Origin of the sequence: Vibrio sp. ED002 (genome assembly GCF_023277445.1) — a bacterium.
Taxonomy (GTDB): domain Bacteria; phylum Pseudomonadota; class Gammaproteobacteria; order Enterobacterales; family Vibrionaceae; genus Vibrio; species Vibrio jasicida.
Genome location: NZ_CP080238.1, coordinates 968,632 through 989,172 on the forward strand (window position 1 = coordinate 968,632; position 20,541 = coordinate 989,172).

15 protein-coding genes are annotated in these 20,541 nt (G+C 45.6%); 7 read left to right on the forward strand and 8 right to left on the reverse strand.

Annotated features, from left to right (window positions below; translation table 11 throughout):
- Window positions 1–60 precede the first annotated feature (60 nt).
- Window positions 61–213 carry a hypothetical protein gene (locus ITG12_RS04545; protein ID WP_173400287.1) on the reverse strand — a complete coding sequence of 51 codons (153 nt, stop codon included), beginning with the start codon at window positions 211–213 and terminating at the stop codon, window positions 61–63.
- A gap of 271 nt (window positions 214–484) precedes the next feature.
- On the opposite strand from ITG12_RS04545, the gene norR reads away from it, so the two are divergent.
- The 3 genes from norR (at window position 485) to ITG12_RS04560 (ending at window position 5,339) form a co-directional block, all read left to right on the forward strand.
- Window positions 485–2,014: a nitric oxide reductase transcriptional regulator NorR gene (norR, locus tag ITG12_RS04550; RefSeq protein WP_038881398.1), complete on the forward strand. Its 1,530-nt coding sequence runs from the start codon at window positions 485–487 to the stop codon at window positions 2,012–2,014.
- A gap of 543 nt (window positions 2,015–2,557) precedes the next feature.
- Entirely contained in the window at window positions 2,558–4,219 is a 1,662-nt protein-coding gene (gene hcp / locus ITG12_RS04555; RefSeq protein WP_038881400.1) for a hydroxylamine reductase, read from the forward strand.
- A gap of 76 nt (window positions 4,220–4,295) precedes the next feature.
- Window positions 4,296–5,339 (forward strand): hybrid-cluster NAD(P)-dependent oxidoreductase, encoded by a 1,044-nt coding sequence (locus ITG12_RS04560; RefSeq protein WP_038881401.1) that lies wholly within the window; start codon window positions 4,296–4,298, stop codon window positions 5,337–5,339.
- Window positions 5,340–5,431: 92 nt separating this feature from the next.
- On the opposite strand, the gene ITG12_RS04565 is transcribed toward ITG12_RS04560, so the two are convergent.
- The 4 genes from ITG12_RS04565 to ITG12_RS04580 form a co-directional block, all read right to left on the reverse strand.
- Window positions 5,432–6,364, reverse strand: coding sequence for a class I SAM-dependent methyltransferase (locus ITG12_RS04565; RefSeq protein WP_038873587.1), 933 nt, complete (start codon window positions 6,362–6,364; stop codon window positions 5,432–5,434).
- Between the two features lie 31 nt (window positions 6,365–6,395).
- Window positions 6,396–7,088, reverse strand: coding sequence for a TIGR01621 family pseudouridine synthase (locus ITG12_RS04570; protein WP_038881403.1), 693 nt, complete (start codon window positions 7,086–7,088; stop codon window positions 6,396–6,398).
- A gap of 49 nt (window positions 7,089–7,137) precedes the next feature.
- Window positions 7,138–8,751, reverse strand: coding sequence for a methyl-accepting chemotaxis protein (locus ITG12_RS04575; RefSeq protein WP_050568885.1), 1,614 nt, complete (start codon window positions 8,749–8,751; stop codon window positions 7,138–7,140).
- Between the two features lie 247 nt (window positions 8,752–8,998).
- Entirely contained in the window at window positions 8,999–10,426 is a 1,428-nt protein-coding gene (locus ITG12_RS04580) for a sodium-dependent transporter (RefSeq protein WP_038873593.1), read from the reverse strand.
- A gap of 372 nt (window positions 10,427–10,798) precedes the next feature.
- Between ITG12_RS04580 and cls the strand changes: the two genes are divergently transcribed.
- The 4 genes from cls to ITG12_RS04600 all read left to right on the forward strand — a co-directional run bounded on the left by cls (window position 10,799) and on the right by ITG12_RS04600 (window position 15,713).
- Window positions 10,799–12,259 (forward strand): cardiolipin synthase, encoded by a 1,461-nt coding sequence (cls, locus tag ITG12_RS04585; protein ID WP_038873594.1) that lies wholly within the window; start codon window positions 10,799–10,801, stop codon window positions 12,257–12,259.
- 194 nt (window positions 12,260–12,453) lie between these two features.
- A complete protein-coding gene (locus ITG12_RS04590; RefSeq protein ID WP_038881407.1) occupies window positions 12,454–13,659 on the forward strand; it encodes a cystathionine beta-lyase in 1,206 nt (401 codons plus the stop codon).
- Window positions 13,660–13,939: 280 nt separating this feature from the next.
- Entirely contained in the window at window positions 13,940–14,842 is a 903-nt protein-coding gene (locus tag ITG12_RS04595) for a triacylglycerol lipase (RefSeq protein WP_038881409.1), read from the forward strand.
- Window positions 14,843–14,855: 13 nt separating this feature from the next.
- Window positions 14,856–15,713 (forward strand): lipase secretion chaperone, encoded by an 858-nt coding sequence (locus ITG12_RS04600; protein ID WP_038881411.1) that lies wholly within the window; start codon window positions 14,856–14,858, stop codon window positions 15,711–15,713.
- 8 nt (window positions 15,714–15,721) lie between these two features.
- On the opposite strand, the gene ITG12_RS04605 is transcribed toward ITG12_RS04600, so the two are convergent.
- From ITG12_RS04605 to ITG12_RS04615, 3 genes are all read right to left on the reverse strand, one after another.
- Window positions 15,722–16,282, reverse strand: coding sequence for a DNA-3-methyladenine glycosylase I (locus ITG12_RS04605; protein ID WP_038881413.1), 561 nt, complete (start codon window positions 16,280–16,282; stop codon window positions 15,722–15,724).
- Window positions 16,283–16,353: 71 nt separating this feature from the next.
- Window positions 16,354–19,458 (reverse strand): efflux RND transporter permease subunit VmeI, encoded by a 3,105-nt coding sequence (gene vmeI, locus ITG12_RS04610; protein WP_038881415.1) that lies wholly within the window; start codon window positions 19,456–19,458, stop codon window positions 16,354–16,356.
- Window positions 19,455–20,540 (reverse strand): efflux RND transporter periplasmic adaptor subunit, encoded by a 1,086-nt coding sequence (locus ITG12_RS04615; RefSeq protein WP_038881417.1) that lies wholly within the window; start codon window positions 20,538–20,540, stop codon window positions 19,455–19,457. The genes vmeI and ITG12_RS04615 overlap by 4 nt, the downstream gene beginning before the upstream one ends.
- Window position 20,541 lies beyond the last annotated feature (1 nt).

Consider the following 20,541-nt stretch of genomic DNA (forward strand, 5'->3'; position numbering starts at 1 on the left):
CAAGAGAGATTCCTGATTGCGACGAAAGACCGCAGTCGGGAATCTCTTTTCAGCCTTCTCTCAATAAATCATCCCACTCACCACCAGCGTCAGCACAATTCCAGAGACAAAACTCGGAAAATGCCACGTCCGCTGCTTAGCGCGGTAATACTCTTTTTGTAGGTCCTCTTGGTAGCTCTTTACGGCCAATTCTTTAATGTAGTTATTATGCATAACCTGTCCTCCTGACGTGTTTTACAGATGGAGGATAAAAGCTCAAGTTAACTTAAGGTCAACGGAAAAATTCAATTTCGGATAGTATTATTTGCGGAGGCTGAATCCCTCACTCCTAGCTCTTAAGTTCAATCAGTTGCACTTGTTTGTATCACAGTTCCGTTATGTCACTTGATCGTCGTCAATGGAACATCAATCTCTCACACCTTTCGATGTTCAAATGACATCAAGTTGCTAGCATGAGCCCATTCAAGATAACTCTGGGCTTGTTATGACTCCTACTGTCGACCACGTACTTCTCAATATTGCACTCAATCTGAGCTCAAATCGCTCTCATGAGCAGCAATACCAAAACCTGATTGACGGGGTGGCACAAGTGTTCCCTTGCGATGCGAGTTGTCTGTTTATCTTTGATGAAGATGGCTTCCTTACGCCAGTCGCAGTAAAAGGTTTGTCGAGCTCAGTACTCGGTCGCCGTTACTTCCCTAAAGCTCACCCGCGTTTGGATGCCATCATTCATAGCCGCGAGCCTGTTCGCTTTGATGCCGACTGCGCCCTGCCCGATCCATTTGACGGAACACTGTTAACCGAAGATAAATGCATTGACGTCCATGACTGCATGGGCTTTAGCTTGTACGTTGAGGGGCAACTTGTCGGCGCATTAACCATGGACGCACTTGCGGTTGGTGCGTTTGATCATATCGACCCACTCGCAATCGAAACGTTCGCAGCACTAACGGCAGCAACACTGCGTAACATTGCGCAATTAAAAGCCCTTAAAGCGCAGAACCAGAAGCAAAAGAGCGTCACGCAAACCCTGATCCAACAGGCACGCTCACAACACGGTGACATGGTTGGCTTAAGCCCACAAATCAATCAATTACGAAACAACATTGCGACCGTTGCTCAGTCGGATTATGCAGTATTGGTAACGGGAGAAACAGGGACGGGTAAAGAGCTTGTTGCTCACTCTGTCCATGCTCAATCTCATCGCAATGATAAACCGATGATCTACGTAAACTGCGCCGCCCTACCCGAAGGTCTGGCGGAGAGCGAACTGTTTGGCCACGTAAAGGGCGCTTTTACCGGAGCCAATAGTCATCGTGCAGGTAAGTTCGAATTGGCTGATGGCGGTACAATCTTCTTAGATGAAGTGGGTGAACTGCCATTGATTTTACAAGCAAAACTGCTGCGAGTTATCCAGCAAGGTGAGTTGCAACGTGTGGGTAGCGATCAGCATTTGATGGTTAACGTGCGAATCATCGCAGCCACCAACCGGCAGTTAGAAAAAGAAGTGGAAGATGGCACATTCCGAGCGGATCTGTTCCATCGTTTAAACGTATTCCCAATCAAAGTGCCACCACTTCGCACGCGTGATGGTGACATTCCAGTTCTTGCGGGATATTTGTTAGAAAAAGTACGTCAGCAATTTAACGCACCAAACCTTCACGTTCACCCTAAGGTACTAACTCAACTAGAATCTCTGCCTTGGTATGGTAACGTTCGAGAACTTGAACACACCTTAACGCGAGCAGCGTTACATGCGATTCAACAAGGCGCGAGCACCATCATGCTCAATCACTTTGACACTTCATTGGCATTGGATGATGTAAAAAACACATCGCATTACTTGCCGAAACAGAGTCAGCCACTGCGCGAGTTAGTAGAGAGCTATCAACGAGACTTGATTGAACACGCTTTAAGCCAAACTGGCGGTGTTTGGGCAAAAGCAGCGGAGTTTTTACAAATGGATCGAGGCAACTTGTATCGCATGGGTAAAAAGCTCGGCATTAGCAAATAGAAGCTCCTATTTCGCTCATTTCCCTTGAAGGAAAAGTTACCTCTTGAACAGAGGGATTCCGGATGGTTCGCTTAGACTCGTCCGGAATGACACCTAACACCAATGCGCATGGGCTAACTGTCCTATTTGGCTTTTCGCACTTCATTCGCTATTCCTCATTCGTAACAATTAAACCACTCTAGTCTCCGCTTTCTTCTGACTCTTTAAATTCACCAAGTTCTCAGCAACCCTGTTGCGTCACTCCCGAAATCTACAGAGGCACACAATCGCGAATCTCTTACCTCCACAAAGCCGCCTTAACTTTTCTCCTGTTTAACAACTACTTCCACTTTCGATTGTTAAAGCGTTTCCAGCACGTTGCTTTTCTCATCACATCTGTATTTTCGTTGTCATTTGCACATCATTCGCGTTGTCACAATCACATCGCCCACATACTCAAAAAGCAACAAAACCATTTAAAATCAATAGCATAACAATTGGCACGCATTCTGCTTTAGAAGGAAAAACAAAACGACTATTACTACAATCACTGGAGAACCCAATATGTTCTGTATTCAATGTGAACAGACAATCCAAACCCCAGCTGTAAAAGGCTGTTCTTTCGCACAAGGTATGTGTGGCAAAACTTCAGAGGTATCCGATCTACAAGACGTGTTGGTTTACACTCTGCAAGGGGTTTCTTTTTGGGCAGCACGCGCGCTTGAATTCAACATCATCAATGATGAAATCAATCAATGGGCTCCAAGAGCATTCTTCTCTACGTTGACTAACGTAAACTTCGATCCTGAGCGTATCCTTGAACTGACTTCTCAAGCAGCAACATATAAAGCACTGCTAAAAGACCAAGTCATGTCTGCCGCAACACTTGCTGACGAAGTCGTATTGAACGTACCTAACGTTGCGAACTTCGAGCTACCAAACAGTGCAGAAGAAATCCTAGCATTTGCTCCTCAAGTAGCGGTAAACCGTGGTAAAGACCAAGTACACGAAGACGTTATCGGCCTGCGCCTACTTTGCCTGTACGGCTTAAAAGGTGCTGCTGCGTACATGGAACACGCACGAGTATTAGAGCAAACCAACAATGATATCTTCGCGGAATACCACGAAATCATGGCTTGGTTAGGTACTGACCCTGAAGATCTAGGTGAACTGCTAGACTGCTCAATGCGCATCGGTCTTATGAACTACAAAGTGATGGAAATGCTGGATCATGGTGAAACAGCAACGTTCGGTCACCCAGAGCCAACCACTGTTAACGTTAAGCCACTGAAAGGCAAATGTATTCTTGTTTCTGGTCATGACCTTCACGACCTAGAGAAAATCCTGCAACAGACTGAAGGCAAAGGCATTAACGTTTACACCAATGGTGAAATGCTGCCTGCACACGGTTACCCAGAGCTGAAGAAATACCCTCACCTAGTGGGTAACTACGGTAGCGCTTGGCAGAACCAACAGAAAGAGTTCGCTAACTTCCCTGGCGCGATTGTGATGACATCAAACTGCCTATTGAACCCGAACGTTGGCCAATACGCAGACCGTCTATTCACTCGTAGCATTGTTGGCTGGCCGGGTGTCGCTCACCTAGAAGGTGATGATTTTAGCCAAGTCGTTGAATGTGCATTAGCGCAAGAAGGCTTCCAGCATGACGAAATCGAACACAACATCACGGTTGGTTTCGGTCGCAACGCACTAATGAACGCAGCACCAGCGGTTATCGACCAAGTGAAGCAAGGCAACATCAAACACTTCTTCTTAGTTGGTGGTTGTGATGGCGACAAAGCAGAACGTAGCTACTACACCGACTTCACCGTGGAAGCACCAGAAGATACGCTAATCCTAACGCTGGCTTGTGGTAAATACCGCTTCAACAAGAACACATTTGGCGACATCAATGGCATCCCTCGCCTATTGGATGTGGGCCAATGTAACGATGCGTACTCAGCAATCCAGCTTGCACTGGCACTTGCGAAAGAGTTCGATTGCGACATCAACGAGCTCCCTCTGACGCTTGTTCTGTCTTGGTTCGAGCAAAAAGCAATTGTGATCCTGCTTACGCTATTCGCTCTTGGTGTGAAAGGCATTTACACAGGCCCAACAGCGCCTGCATTCCTAACACCAAATTTGATTGCGATTATCCAAGAGAAGTTCGATATGCGCAGCATTGGCAATGTTCAGGACGACCTTAAAACCATCCTAGCAGCGTAATCACCTCGCTTATCATGCGCCTCCTTAATTGGGGGCGCTTTTATCTATTGAGTACTCGACAACCAAAGAGATTGTTATGTTTTTTGAATGGCAAGGCAGTCAACCTGTCACGTTACGCTGTGTAGACAAATACCATGAAACTGCTGATGCAGTGAGCCTCAAGTTGGCAGACCTGTCAGAATCGCTCTTGTTTGAATTTAAAGCGGGTCAGTTCATCAACCTTGGCGTTGAAATCGATGGCAAGATGGAGTTTCGTGCCTACTCTCTCAGCTCTCTTTCCGGTGACGACTGCCTGCAACTGACGATCAAGCGTGTCGACGGCGGTAAGGTATCCAACTACATCATCGATAAGCTCCTCATTGGCGATACGGTTCAAGCGCTTCCTCCTACGGGTGATTTCAACTGCATTGATCACCCACCAATCGCGATCAATGGCAGAAAGAAAGCACTGCTCATCAGTGCGGGCTGTGGCATTACGCCTGTATTCGCGATGGCAAAAGAATGGCTAGGCAAAGACGCTGGGGTTGATATTGAGTTCCTGCACATTGCTCGTTCTCAACCAGAAACCATCTACTTTGATTTACTAGAGACCTACCATTCGGTTTATCCAGATTTCAATCTGAAATTGCTACTGAAAAATCGTGGTGAAACACTATACCCAGAAGGTCGTTTGAATACCGAGTGGTTAAAAGAACTGGTGCCCGACTTTAAACAGCGCACGGTTTATCTATGCGGTCCAAATCAGTTTATGCTTGATGTTCAAAGCTACTTGAGTGAGCTTGGCTTTGATATGGCGAACTTCTTCCAAGAAAGCTTTACACCAGCAGCAAGCGAAGAAACCGAAGTATCAAATGAATCAGCGAGTGTGTCAGTGCCTGATTTCGCCCAAACGATTGATGCTCAAAAAGGCCAAGTCCTTGCTGATGTGTTGGAAGGCGCAGGATTACCACTGATCATAGCTTGCCGAAGCGGTATTTGTGGCTCTTGTAAGTGTAAAGTTCGCAAGGGTAGCGTGTCTTCAACAAGCCAAGAGACATTGACCCCTGAAGAAATTGAGCAAGGCTATGTACTCGCCTGCTCTTCGACGATTGAATCCGATCTTGAAGTTCAGATTGGTTAAAGCCGTTAATACGAACATTAAAAAAGCGCCGTACTAGGCGCTTTTTGCTTATGGAAAAGTGTTATTAAACTCGGAAGTTTCTTTATCTAAACTCAGCTAAACAGTAAAACCTTCAGTGCAGCTTCGCTATCTACATCCATAAATTCTGGCGGGTTATCCAAACGCTCGCGGAATGTTAGCTCTGGCGCTTCTTCCTTCATGCTTTCAATCAAGAAATCGCTGGTCACCGATGGCGAGTTTACACACGCTAACACCTGACCACCTTCTGCCAATAAATCAGGCAAACGGCGTAGAATCTTTTTGTAGTCTTTGGTTAGTGCAAAGCTGCCTTTCTGGAATGATGGTGGATCAATGATGATCACATCGTATTGGCCCGCTTTCTTAATCTTGCCCCACGACTTAAAGATGTCGTGCCCCATAAAGCTCACTTGGTTGATGTTATGACCATTCAGCTTATGGTTCTCACGACCTTTAGACAGCGATGCTCTCGCCATATCCACGTTAACCACTTTATCTGCGCCACCAGCAATTGCAGCAACAGAAAAGCCACAAGTGTAAGCAAACAGATTAAGTACGTTTTTGTGCTTCGCATTTTCACGTACCCAGTCACGGCCGTAACGCATATCAAGGAACAGACCGAAGTTCTGGTTACGTCCGATGTCTAGCTGGTACTTCAAGCCACTTTCTTCAACCACAGGTCGAGCATCTAGCTCACCCAACAGAGTTTCAGAAGGTGCGCCGTCAGCGTAGCGATGTTGAATTACGATCGTACGCCCTTGTTTCTCTGCCCACAGAGCAGATTCTGAAAGCGTGTTCAACCCTGCTTTCAATTCAGTAAGAAACGTCTCATCCACTTCTTTAAATAGGTTGATGATCAACTGACCTTGTAACCAATCACACGTGATTTGCTCTAAACCTTCAAAACGGCGACCACGACCGTGAAACAGTCGGCGAATTTCATTGGGAGCTTGTGTTAGCTCCGCTTCTAGATGCTGGAAAAACAGCGGAAGTTGTGATGCTTGCATCGAATTCTCTTATTCGTTTTCTTTGTGATGGTTATTTAATCGTAGGCCAGTTCAGCTCCCACGGAGAAAGCCAAGAGTCTACACCTTGAGAGACGACTTCATTATGCCATTTACTGCCAAGTGCTTTATGCTCGCGCGGGTCGCAAACAAAGCGATGAGTTTCATCTTGATACGGAAAGCACAACGAAAATGCATGCAAGTAACCACGGTCTGCTTCATTGCCTGCATTATAAATAGGATCGCCAACAATTCCTGAGCCAACTGATTTCAATGCCACGCGAATTTGGTGTGTTTTGCCAGTGTGCGGCTTACATAAAAACAGGCGCTCTCCCGGCTCTGCAGCGAGGGAAAAGAATTGGGTAATCGCGGGATTCGTTTTGCTGTTCACCAGTTTCCATGAGGAACGACGAGAGCGTTCCATATCACCCACTACTAGCCCTTGTTTCTTCTTAGGCTTTTTCGAGCCAATCGCAAGGTAGAACTTTTCGACTTCGCGATTGGCAAATGCTTGAGATAAGGCGCTTGCTGCTTTCGCATTGCGGCCGAGAAGTAGAATACCAGAAGTCATTTTATCGAGACGGTGGATAAGATACAGCTGCTCATCACCACTCTGCTTTGCTACTTCTTGAAGCAACATAGTGTCACCATCGTCTTTATGAACAGAGACGTTGGGATGTTTATTGATGATCAGAAAATCTGGATGGGTATGTAGAATGTCGAACATAAAAAACTGGCTCCACGTTTGGAGCCAGAAGTATACCGATTCTAAGCAATTAGGCGAGCTTAAACTTACCCACTAGAGCTTCCAACTCTTGAACTTTACGATTCAGGCCCTCAACACTTTGAGAGCTGTCATTCGCTAGTTGTAATGAACGAGCTGAAATATCACTGATCGACGTAATATCCGCGGCAATTTCTTTCGTTACAGCGGTTTGCTCTTCTGCAGCAGTCGCAATTGAGTTCACCATACTTTGAACATGCGCCGCACCAGAAACGATTTCCTCCAGTGAGTTCACTGCACCTGAGCTTTGACTCACGCCAATTTCAACCAAACGACAGCCATCCTCAGTGTAAGTCACCGCCTCTTGAGTACCGACTTGAATTGCTTGGATGATCTCACCAACCTCTTGTGTTGCCTTTGTTGTTCGTTCAGCAAGAGCACGAACTTCATCTGCAACCACAGCAAAACCACGACCAAACTCACCTGCACGTGCCGCTTCAATCGCCGCGTTCAATGCCAGAAGGTTCGTCTGCTCTGCGATATCTTCAATGACTTTGATAACCGCACCGATTTTCTCGCCATGAGAACCTAGGCTGTTCATTTGCACCGACATATCCGACATTTGCTGTGATACTTGCTGAATGCTTTCAACCATCTCAACAATAACAGTACGCCCTTGCTCTGCGGTTGATTCCGACTTGCGTGCCTCTTCAAAGGTTGCTGCGCCCTGCTCTGCTACTTGAGAAATGGTCAGACTTAGCTCTTCTGACGCCGTCGCGATCAAGTGCGCTTTGTCCGCTTGGCTGCTTGCACCGGAGACAATATCTTGACTGACGGTAGCCAATTCTCCAGTCACGGACTTCACTTCTTCGGATACTAACGATATAGAACCAATAAGACTGGTCAAAGACGCTTGCATCTTATTCAAAGACGTCGCGAGGTTTGCTAGCTCGTCACCTGATTTATCGTCGATAGGCGCTACCGTTAGGTCACCCTCTGCAACGCGCTGCGCCAGTTCATCCAATTTACTCAAGCGACTGGTAATCGAATTAGACAACAAGTATGCGATAACAGCAGTGGCAACAAGTGCTATCGAACCAAGCACATAAATCGTCAATTCGATACTGTTAAATGAATCCGAAAGATCAAGCAAAGCTTCACTAGTACTTTGACGACCGTCGATTGATGCAGCATCTAGGATAGACTCAAGCGGTGCTAGATTCGTTTCATAAAGTGAGCGAAGACGCGCGACATTCTCTTCAACATTTTCTAAGCCGAGATTGGACAGAACTTGGGATTCAAAGTCTCGTGTAAAATCGCTCATGTAACGCTCAGCTTTCTCAACGTTACGGTAATCTTCACCACCTACCGTCTCCAAACGTTTAACTTCAGCAATCGCTGCTGCAAACTCCTTTTTATTAACTTGATATTCAGCCTGAGCGCCAGAGACACCAACAATGCTTCCTAATGCATCGCGATAAACATCACCGGCCTCATCGATCAGAATTAGATACTGAACTGTTTCAGGAACATCGTCCGTTCTCACCTCGTCAGCCACTTTGTGCGAGTTCAATACTTCTAATGTAATAATCCCTATCATCACTAGCATGATCGCCAAAATGGCACCAAAACTCGCGTACAGTTTTTTACGAACAGACATTGTCACTAATAACCTTCCTTACCGTTGTCATGGATTTTCTTACTGGTTAATCCACATATTTACACATGCTTTGTAAGGGTTATCGGAACGTACCTCTGCAACTTGAGTACATTTTTTTGTGATCTACATCTCTATGCGAGCGATCTCACAATTACTACCCGTTATTAATATGAGTTTTCTCAATCCTATAAATTATGAATATAAAAAAACGGGAACCGATTAAGGTTCCCGTTTTCAATCAAAGTCTATTTGGTTATAACTTCTTAGAGAAGATACCCGCCAGTGCGATGATGCCGATACCCACCAGCATGATTTCGCCCTTACCGCTGTCGAAACCAGACTTGATACCCATGAAGGCTACGATTGCGATTGCCACTGGGATTACGTACTTAACTAGGTTGTACCATAGACCAAATAGTGGGAAAGAAACTTTGCCGTCGTTAGTGATCTCTTTCTCTAGTTCAGCGCGGTTTAGACGCCAGCCAGCAAAGATACATACCAACATACCGCCAACCGCTAGGAAGATCTTATCCGTTAGTAGGTCAAAGATATCAAATGCGCCCGTACCGAATAGTGTCGGACCAACACCACCAAGTGATAGCGATGCGAACACACACAGTGTTGCCATTACGACACTCGCAGACAGTACTGCTGTAGAACGCTTCAGGCCTTTCTCATCGATTAGGTAAGAAACCACTACTTCTAGCAGAGATACTGAAGACGTCAGCGCTGCTACTGTTAGACCAATGAAGAACATCAGAGCAAATAGAAGGCCAATTACGCCGCCCATTTCAGCAAACAGTTGAGGAACAACGACGAATACTAGACCTGGGCCTGCTGCTGGCTCCATACCGAATGCGAACATTGCTGGGAACATTGCTACACCCGCTAGGATTGCAACACCTGTGTCCATTGCCGTAACCATGCCGGTAGTTTGAACTAAGTTTTCCTTCTTCTTCAGGTAAGAGCCGTAAGTCATCATACAACCCATACCTAGACTTAGAGAGAAGAATGCTTGGCCTAGCGCCGCTAGAACGACATTGCTGTCTACTTTCGAGAAGTCTGGCATGAATAGGAACTCAAGACCCGCCATTGCACCAGGAAGCATCAGACCTTTCACTGATACAACGATCAGGATAAGGAATAAAAGAGGCATGAGGATTTTACCAGCCTTTTCGATACCGCCAGAAATACCTTTCATAACGATAACGATGTTAAGGAACAGGTAAACACCCATCCACATTAACGGTTGGACTGGATCAGAAATGAAGCCGCCAAAACTGTCACCAATTGCTTCAGGAGCACTTAGTAGACCACCACCTACTTTAAAGATGTAAGCAAGCGCCCAGCCACCTACTACAGGGTAGAAACCCATGATTAGTAGACCACTTAGCACGCCGATAACACCGGTAAACGTCCAACGGCGGTCAGTAGATTTGAACGCACCTACTGCTGAAAGACCTGTCTTACGACCAATAGCGAATTCTGTCAGCATGACGCTAAAGCCGATAAAAATAACGAATAAAAGGTAAATTGCTACGAACGCGCCGCCGCCGCTCTCACCTGCTGTGTAAGGGAACTTCCATATATTGCCTAAACCGACAGCGGAACCCGCTGCTGCCATGACGAAGCCTAGTTTAGACCCCCACGTATCACGTGGTGCTGCTGTATTTGTAGCCACGCTTTTTCTCCAAAATGTTTTGTTGTGTTTGCATAGAGATAGGCGTCTAGAATATGTTCGTGTAAAAAATAATGTACACTTTATAAGATGTTTGTATGACGCTCTATGTATGGCAAGTAAAGCAGTTTCAATTTAAAATTGGAACCCCGATCAGCACATTTATCGCACAAATGTATCATTGTTCACGCTAAATGCTGCTTTTTTACGCAAAAGTTAAGATTTACTCCAACTTTTCACACCTTAGTAACAGAACGTCTCGTTATAAAATTCATTTCACGATACAAAATCATCCTCCTCTAGTGGTATGAAAATAGTTTCCCGTTCCGCCATTTACGCTTAATATCCATATTGGGTTTATTACTTTTGGCGACTATGGACAAGTTCTATCATTTTCTCACTCTAACTGGCATCGGCCTTTACTGGTTTTTGGTTGCAGGTGTTACGATCCGTGTCGTATTAAAACGTCGCGCTGTTAGTGTTTCTCTTGCATGGCTAATGATCATTTATATTCTGCCAGTGCTTGGCGTCGCTTGTTATTTTCTATTCGGTGAGCTCAACCTCGGCCGCAAACGTGCAGAACGCGCAAAAGAGATGTTTTCACCATTCCAGCGATGGTTCACTCAGTTAAATGACTGCAATGCGCATGTCCCTGAAGCAATGGGACGCCATATCTATCGTATTGATGAGCTGTGCAACAATCGTCTTGGTTTACCTGCATTAAGTGGGAACACGCTTTCTCTACAACAATCGCCTAACGAAATTCTCCACTCGATTATCGAAGACATCGAGAATGCTGAACACAGTATTCGCATGGTTTTCTATATTTGGCATCCCGGTGGTTTAGCTGACGCCGTTGCTTCGGCTTTGATTCGCGCTTCTAAACGTGGCGTAGACGTAAAACTGCTACTCGATTCAGCGGGCAGTCCACGCTTCTTCCGCAGTCATTGGTATAAAATGATGAAAGACGCAGGCATCGATGTTGTGCAAGCGTTGGAAGTAAAAATGTGGCGTATCTTCCTTCGTCGTTTGGATTTGCGCCAACACCGTAAGATCATTGTGATTGATGATGAGATCGCTTACACCGGTTCGATGAACCTGGTTGACCCCGCCTTTTTCAAGCAGAACAGTGGGGTTGGGCAGTGGATCGATATTATGGTGCGAGTCACTGGACCGACGGTAAATGTTTTAAGCGCTATTCATTGTTGGGATTGGGAAGTAGAAACTGGTGAGCGTTATTTTCCTAAGCATCCAGAATGTAGAATCGACAATAAAGAAGACGAGTTTCAGCATCCAATCCAAGTGGTGCCGTCTGGCCCTGGTATGCCAGAATACTTGATCTACCAAGTACTCACATTAGCCATCAACCAAGCGAATCGTTCCGTCAGAATCACCACGCCTTACTTCGTGCCAAGTGCCGATCTATTGGAGACTCTGAAAATGACCGCGCAGCGCGGCATCGAAGTAGAACTTATCATCCCACACAAGAATGACTCTATGATGGTTCAATGGGCTTCGCGGGCATTCTATGACGAGTTGCTCGTCGCTGGGGTGAAGATTTACGAATTCTATGGCGGGTTACTGCATACAAAATCAGTCGTGATTGACGAGCAATTCTGTTTGGTGGGTACCGTAAACATGGACATGCGCAGTTTGTGGCTTAACTTCGAAGTAACACTGGCTGTCGATGATGAAGAGTTCACAAAACAGATGTCGTGGCTGCAAGACAGCTATATCAAACAGTCCCATACCGTTGATAGAGATAAGTGGGAAAAACGCAGTATTTTCTCTCGCTTCTTAGAGCGTGTTTTCTACCTGTTTAATCCATTGCTGTAGCAAATACCCAAAATAACAAAACTTCCTCGAAAACCGACAGCCATAAACTGTCGGTTTTCTTTTTCTTATTCAATCAATGCTTCTGTTTTTCGACCTATCCTCGGAGGAGTCGTTTGAAGTTAAGTTTTCCCTTGCAAACCACCCATCGTCCATGTTTTAAATATTGAAAATCGTAAATTAGACAGGGAAATTTTATGTCAGAGGGCAAAAAGACCAAATTCGTTACTGCAGGCCGTGATAAGAAGTGGACGAATGGCGTGGTCAACCCACCAGTACAACGAGCTTCAACTATCGTGTTTGATACAGTTGCTGAAAAGAACCAAGCAATGATTAACCGAACCAACAAAACACTGTTTTACGGACGTCGTGGTACGAATACTCACTTTGCTTTCCAAGATGCGATGGTGGAAATCGAAGGTGGTGCTGGCTGTGCACTTTACCCTTGTGGCACGGCCGCAATCTCGAATGCGATTCTGTCTTTTATCGAAACCGGCGACCACATTTTGATGGTGGATACTTGTTACGAACCAACCCGCGATTTCTGCGATACCATTATGAAAAAAATGGGTGTCGAAACGACTTATTTTGATCCTATGATAGGCGAAGGTATCCGCGACCTAATTCAGCCAAACACCAAGGTACTTTTCCTTGAGTCTCCGGGTTCTATCACTATGGAAGTCATGGACGTTCCGACTTTAGCAAGCATTGCACACGAAAAAAACATCATCGTAATGCTTGATAACACTTGGGGTGCCGGTGTGAATTTCTCACCATTCGAGCACGGTGTTGATATCTCTATCCAAGCAGCAACCAAGTACATTGTTGGTCACTCAGATGTAATGCTGGGTACGGCGGTTGCGTCTGAGAAATACTGGGACCAGCTGCGTGAACAAAGCTACCTTATGGGACAATGCGTTTCTCCTGATGACGCATATCTTGGTCTGCGCGGTATTCGTACTTTGGATGTTCGCTTACGCCAGCATGCAGAGAACAGCCTGAAAGTTGCACAGTGGTTGGCAAGCCGCCCTGAAGTCGATCACGTTCGTCACCCTGCCCTAGAAACCTGCCCAGGTCATGAGTTCTTTAAACGCGACTTTACTGGTGGGAATGGCTTGTTCTCATTCATATTAAAAAGCTCGTACCCGAAAGCAACCACAGCATTGTTGGATGGCATGAAACACTTCAGCATGGGTTACTCATGGGGTGGCTTTGAGAGTTTGATTTTAGCTAACGAACCAAAGAGCTTTAACAGTTTGCGCACAGTGGCGAATCCAAACTTCGAAGGCACACTTGTCCGCCTGCACATCGGTCTTGAAGATGTTGAAGATCTCATTGCCGATCTTGAAGCAGGCTTCGAGCGATACAACGCACTCGTACTAGAAAAAGAAGCCTCTTTATAAGCATTCAGAACAATTATTAAATAGCCTCGTACTGCGAGGCTATTTTTTTGCCGCTCATTACAGAGTTACTAACCCATTGTCTTAATTAGAATTAACTAACATTCTAATATTCATAAATTCAATGTTAATCATATCTGTTGATTTTCTTTTGAGTAATCACAGATTAAAACAATGTGCCACAAACGAACTTCTCAACCGCAAAACTTATCTCCTATTTTATAAAACTCACAAGAGGTCATACCACAAGGAGATCGTTTTGAAACTCAGATTCATAACAACAATGCTTTTCGTTTTAAGCACCCTACCCTTTGCATCTGCCAACGCCAGTGGGTACACGGAGACTAAATATCCCATCGTTCTTGTTCATGGGTTGTTTGGCTTTGATACCTTAGCCGGTGTCGATTACTTCTATGGCATCCCACACTCTCTGACCAAAGATGGCGCAACGGTTTATGTTGCCCAAGTGTCTGCGACCAACAGCAGTGAAGCTCGCGGTGAGCAGCTATTAGCACAGGTTGAAACGCTGCTTGCTGCAACAGGCGCACAGAAGGTCAACTTGATTGGACACAGTCACGGTGGTCCAACAACACGTTATGTCGCCTCCATACGCCCAGACTTAGTAGCATCCGTTACCAGTATCGGAGGAGTAAATAAGGGCTCTAAAGTTGCAGATATTGTGCGCGGTACGGTACCTGAAGGCTCTATCAGTGAAGGCGTGGCTGTGAAGTTGGCAGAAGGGCTCGTGACATTGATTAACCTACTTTCTGGTGGTACAGACCTCGACCAAGATCCATTGGCCTCTTTAGAAGCTCTAACCACCGAAGGTTCTTTGGCGTTCAACCAATATTATCCGGAAGGTATCCCTACCAGTGAATGCGGAGATGGTGATTTGTTGGCATCGAATGGCGTGTATTACTACTCATGGACGGGCTCTTCGAACTTTACCAATCTATTTGACCCTACTGACGGCGCAATGGTCGTCTTAGGCTTAGCATTTGATGGTCCGAACGATGGCCTTGTCGGGGCATGCAATACTCACCTAGGTAAGGTGATTCGAGACAACTACAAGATGAATCATCTGGATGAAATCAACGGATTGCTTGGTATTCATCACTTGTTCGAAACTGACCCAGTCACACTGTATCGTCAGCATGCAAATCGCCTGAAACTGCAAGGTCTATAAAAAGGAACTTATCATGAAGAAAGCCGCTCTTGTCATTGTGTCCGTTGTATCACTCATTAGTGTAGGAGCGGTTTATTTGTATCAACATCAGTCAGCGCAGCCAATAAAGGCGCATTCACAACAAGACACTACAGTTGATCTTTCCTCCCAGAAAGACTTCTTTGAGTACTCATTGAGCAGTCTTGGGGAGCAAAGCCTTGAAGAAATCAAAGCCAACGTAAAAACCGGCGAATCACAATCAAATTCACTGGGTATCAACGCAGAACTGTTCGAAACTTACCTCGCCTACAAAGAAGCGTTATCCAAGCTAGAACCGTTTGAAGGAAATTCATTGTCATTGATGGAGTTGAAACAACTGAACAACGCCATCTTGTCGATGCAGAGCGAATTTTTTACTGACGAACAAATCGCTCAACTTTTCGATGAAGAAAATCGCTTACGTCAGTTAGCAATAGATAAACTCGCCATTCGGGAAACCCAATTAGACGCTGACTCTCAACAACAAATACTCGAAGAAAACCTCGCCTCTCAACCTGATTACATTCAACAAAGTGAACGCAACAACGCGCTAGTGATTGAACTAAATCAGACCTCAGAAATGACTGCACAGGAGAAGTATTTGGCTCGTATTGATTTGGTGGGCGAAGAAGGCGCCGAACGACTACAAGCTCTGGATGAACAACGAGCCTCGTTTAATGCATCACTCAACGAGTATTTAGAGAAACGAGCGGAGATCATCAACAATGATTTCCTCGGCGAAGAAGAAAAGAAAACAGAAATCGCCGGATTAAGAGAACAAAGCTTCGAGCAAAACCAATGGCGTCGCGTGGAAGCTTTAGAGAGAATTCATGATAGTGAAGCGAACAACTAGTTCGATGTCTAATTAGGCTTCTTAGGACAACCAACAATGTGGTCATCGACCATGCCTACGGCTTGCATAAAGGCATAGCAAATCGTCTCGCCCACAAACTTAAATCCTTTCTTTTTAAGGAATTTGCTCATCGCTTTGGACTGTTCTGTCGATACTGGCACTTGGCTCATATCTGTCCAGTGATTCACGATTGGCTTGCCATCAACAAATTGCCACAGCGCAGCGGAAAGGCTTCCGTATTCTTCAATCAATTGCTTTGCCGCTTTGGCATTGCTAAATACCGAGTTGATTTTACCGCGATGCTTGACCACATCGAAATTCTCAACGATGAACTCTGTACGCTCTTCATCGCGTTGAATCAACTTCTCTAAATCATAGCGCTCAAACGCTTCACGATAGCCTTCTCGCTTTTTCAGAATCGTAATCCAACTCAAGCCGGCTTGCGCGCCTTCTAGCGTAATGAACTCGAATAATACGTTGTCATCATGAACAGGCACTCCCCATTCCGCATCGTGATATTCACGTTCAAGTGGGTGGTTCATCGCCCATGCACACGTTCTATGTTCCATACTTTTATCCTTATAAAAACGCCCCTGACAATCGGTCAGAGGCGTTTTTCAAACTTAACTGAGTTAAGCGGTTACTTTGGTAATGCTACTCTGTGGAATAGACGATACAACACTGGTACAACAATTAGTGTCAGTACGGTCGCAAAACCCAAACCAAACATGATGGTTACTGCCATTGGTTTGAAGAAGATATCCGGTAGTAGAGGAATCATACCAAGAATGGTAGTGATTGCCGCCATACATACCGGGCGCACACGACTCACCGCGGCATCAACTACGGCATCGTACGCTTCTTTACCCGACTTCATCTCAATCTCGATCTGGTCAAGCAGTACAATACCATTCTTCAGAACCATACCAGACAAGCTCAAGAAGCCCAGCAGCGCCATAAAACCGAATGGTGTATTCAAGGCCAATAAACCTGTCGTCACACCAATCAATGCCAGAGGCACCGTTAACCAAACAATCAAAGGTTCTTTGATTGAGTTGAACAAGAAAATGGTGATCAAGAACATGAACAAGTAACCCATCGGCATCGTGGTGAACAACGATGCTTTAGCATCACCAGAAGACTCATATTCACCACCCCACTCTAGAGAGTAGCCTGGTGGCATTTCGATCGCTTCAATCTGAGGTTGTAGGCGTTTTTGCAATGTTGCCGCCGTCTCTTCACCCAAGATATCTGGATCTGCCATCACCGTTAGCATACGCTTGCGGTTCTTACGCACAATGATTGGATCTTCCCAACGCATATCGTAACCCATGGTCACTTGTTGCAATGGAATAAACTCACTCTGTGCTGGACTCCAAATCTTCATCCCTTCGATGTTGCGAATATCGATACGCTCATCTTCTGGTAGACGAGCAACAATTGGCATTAGCGTTGTACCATCTCGGTAAAGACCGATGCTCATGCCCGAAAACGACATTGAAAGGAAATCGTCCACATCTGATTTGGTGATACCGTAACGGCGTGCTTGGCTTTCATTAAACTGAGGCTCAAGTACCTGAGTACGTTCACGCCAATCATGACGAATGTTTGTTGCACCTGGGTCGGCGTACATCACATCCATCACTTGCGCAGCGATAGTACGTAGCACTGTTGGATCAGAACCGATAACACGTGCTTCAATTTTCGCACCGCCACCAGGGCCCAATTCAATTTGTTTCAGCTTGTAGTTGATCTCTGGGTAATCAGATTTCAAATGCTCTCTAAAACGTTCCATTAACGGGGCTAGTGCTTCGTAGTTATCAACTCGAGTAGTGATCTCACCATAAGCCGCGTAGCTTTTTTCTGGTGCGTAGGTCAGCATGAAACGTTGCAAACCTTTACCCGCCGTCGTCGTGATGTGGTCTACATGGTCCTGTTCTGCCAACCAACCTTCTAACTCCTGCAACGTATCGTCAGTCGCTCGAATATCGGTGCCTTCCGGTAACCAAACATCCAATTGGAAGATAGGTGTCGTTGAAGATGGGAAGAATGCTTGTTTCACGTGCGTAAAGCCGTAAACGCTCGCGGCCAAACCTGCCACCAAAACAACCACTGTGAACCAAGCTCGGCGCATACAGAAGCTGAGGAACTTCTTGTACATGACAAAAACAATACCGTTGTATGGGTCATTGTCTTCGCCTTCACCACTTTTGATTTTCTGCCCTTTAAAGAAGATATCAGCAAAAAATGGGGTTAACGAAATCGCCGTAAACCAACTTAACATCAGAGAGATAAGCAACACGGTAAACAGGGTGCCACAATATTCACCCGTCGAGTCTTCTGATAAACCGATTGGTGCAAACGCCGTCACCGCGATCACCGTTGCACCCAATAGCGGCCATTTAGTTTGCGTTACAATATCCGTTGCAGCTTGCAGTCTCGTTCTCCCTTTCTGGGTACCTATGAGTATCCCTTCCACGACAACGATGGCATTATCCACCAGCATACCTAGAGCAATAACCAAGGCACCTAACGAAATACGCTGCAAATCGATGGCCAGATACTTCATGAAGATGAAAGTGCCAAGCACGGTCAAAAGCAGAATTAGACCGATAAGCAGACCCGAGCGCAGCCCCATGAAAAACAGCAAAACGATAATTACGATACCAACCGCTTGAGCTAGGCTGATAACGAAGCCGCTCACTGACTTATCTACTTCTTTCGGCTGGTTGTAGATTTCTGAAATTTCAACACCAACGGGTTGTTGGTATTTCAGTTCTGCAACACGGCGATCAAATGCTTTACCCACTTCCACAACGTTCACACCTTGAGCGAATGAGACGCCCAAGTTCAACGCCAGTTCACCGTTGTAGTTGATGATGTTCGTCGGGACTTCCATGTAGCCACGTTTAATTTCAGCAACGTCTTTTAAGAAGATAAGACCTTGAGCACCTGATTCCGTGATCAACAAATCACCTAGCTCATCAACACTTTGGAACTCACCCGTCGGTTGAATACGAATGTACTCATTACCAATTCGAATTGCACCGGCATCGGAAACGACGTTTTGAGTCGAAAGTAAATTGAAAACCGTATTTGGTGATAGGCCAAGACTGCTCAACTTCTTCATCGAGATTTCAATGAAGACTTGCTCTTGTTGCTGGCCAGAAACCGAAACTTTGCTGACGCCGTCAACAAGTTCGAGTTCCCGCCTTAAATAATCAACATAGTCGAGCAACTCTTTGTAACTGTACCCATCACCAGTAACCGCGAGCAAAATACCGTATACGTCGCCAAAGTCATCGATAACCGATGGGTCATTTACACCCGGAGGCAGGGAGCCCTTTAAGTCATTTACTTTTCGACGCAGTTCATCCCATATCTGTGGTAAGTCATCTGGACCATAGTTGTTTTTCATGGACACGGTGATTTGCGACAAGCCTCGACTGGAGATGGAATTGACCTCATCAACATAAGTCAGCTGTTGAATCGCTTTTTCTATCGGATACGTTACCTCTTCCTCAACCTGTTGAGGCGTTGCGCCCGGATAAGAAGTAACAACCATTGCATCTTTGATAGTAAACGCAGGATCTTCTAAGCGTCCCAAGCCAAAGAATGCTGACACACCGCCGATCAAAAAGATCAGCGACACCATCCAACTGATAACACGGTTGCGAATAAAATAGGCCGCAATGCCAGTTACGTTATCATCATCTTGAGGCGCAGTATTTTTTTGTTCACTCATTGCGTTGCCTCCTGCTTAACCACTTCCACTTTTATGCCATCTCTTAATCGGGATACACCAGCAACAACGACTTTGTCATCAAGTTCTAGGCCATCAAGAATCTGAACTGAGGTTTGTGACGCTTTACCTGCACGCACTTGTTTGCGGCTCACGGTATTATCATCATTCAAAACCCAAACGAATTTATTTTCACGGCTCAGCTCATCTCCATCGGCATTAAAGATCGCTTCAATGGGAACGTTAATGCCAACGTTAAGCTCAAGACCCACCTTTTCATCTTTCGATGTCACGTCTACCGCCATACCATCAAGAATGTATTCGTTTTCCGGCATTGGCAGTGATAGCGTCACCGTAAAGGTGCCTGTATCAGGGTCAGGTTCTGTCGTGAACTCTTTGATTTTCGCCTTGTATTCATTGCCACTTGGCACACGAACGACAGCATTAATTGCCGTCAAACGCTCTTCAGTAGGAGGTTGGTTCACGTAAAGACGATCGGGGAGCTGAATAAGGACTTCAACGCGATCAACACTGTGAATGTTAACGATATATTGACCAACTTGAATATTTTCAAATTGATCGACATTAACACGGGAAATAATGCCGTCGACTGGCGCTTTAAGCTCGGTGAAAGACAAACGCAACTTGGCCAATTCAAGCTCAGCGAGCGCGATTTGGCGTTGTGCCGCAATTTCATCAAATTGAGACTTAGCTAATAAACCTTTTTTAACCAGCGGTGCGGAACGACGATATTGGCTGTCTACCACAGAAAAACGCGCAGATGCGTTATCTACGTCCAATTGATAATCGGTTGGGTCAAGCCTAGCAATGACATCACCTTTAATGACCTTATCGCCTTCTTTGACCAAAACACGGCTTACCTCGCCTGCCACACGGAAACTCAAATGTGAACGATCGGCAGCGTTGGCTATCGCAGGAAAATATAAGTTGTCATCAACGCGCTGCCCTTCTAAAGAAGCAACACGAACACGAGGGGTCTCCAATTCTCTTTCTGGGCCTTTTTCACCACAGCCTGCAAGTAACACGGCAGAGCAAAGCATGGTTAAAGCTATGATTCCTTTCATA

Coding starts and splice junctions, on each gene's coding strand:
- ITG12_RS04545 (WP_173400287.1), bottom strand. CDS start 213: ATGCATAATAACTACATTAAAGAATTGGCCGTAAAGAGCTACCAAGAG.
- norR (WP_038881398.1), top strand. CDS start 485: ATGACTCCTACTGTCGACCACGTACTTCTCAATATTGCACTCAATCTG.
- hcp (WP_038881400.1), top strand. CDS start 2,558: ATGTTCTGTATTCAATGTGAACAGACAATCCAAACCCCAGCTGTAAAA.
- ITG12_RS04560 (WP_038881401.1), top strand. CDS start 4,296: ATGTTTTTTGAATGGCAAGGCAGTCAACCTGTCACGTTACGCTGTGTA.
- ITG12_RS04565 (WP_038873587.1), bottom strand. CDS start 6,364: ATGCAAGCATCACAACTTCCGCTGTTTTTCCAGCATCTAGAAGCGGAG.
- ITG12_RS04570 (WP_038881403.1), bottom strand. CDS start 7,088: ATGTTCGACATTCTACATACCCATCCAGATTTTCTGATCATCAATAAA.
- cls (WP_038873594.1), top strand. CDS start 10,799: ATGGACAAGTTCTATCATTTTCTCACTCTAACTGGCATCGGCCTTTAC.
- ITG12_RS04590 (WP_038881407.1), top strand. CDS start 12,454: ATGTCAGAGGGCAAAAAGACCAAATTCGTTACTGCAGGCCGTGATAAG.
- ITG12_RS04595 (WP_038881409.1), top strand. CDS start 13,940: ATGCTTTTCGTTTTAAGCACCCTACCCTTTGCATCTGCCAACGCCAGT.
- ITG12_RS04600 (WP_038881411.1), top strand. CDS start 14,856: ATGAAGAAAGCCGCTCTTGTCATTGTGTCCGTTGTATCACTCATTAGT.
- ITG12_RS04605 (WP_038881413.1), bottom strand. CDS start 16,282: ATGGAACATAGAACGTGTGCATGGGCGATGAACCACCCACTTGAACGT.
- vmeI (WP_038881415.1), bottom strand. CDS start 19,458: ATGAGTGAACAAAAAAATACTGCGCCTCAAGATGATGATAACGTAACT.
- ITG12_RS04615 (WP_038881417.1), bottom strand. CDS start 20,540: ATGAAAGGAATCATAGCTTTAACCATGCTTTGCTCTGCCGTGTTACTT.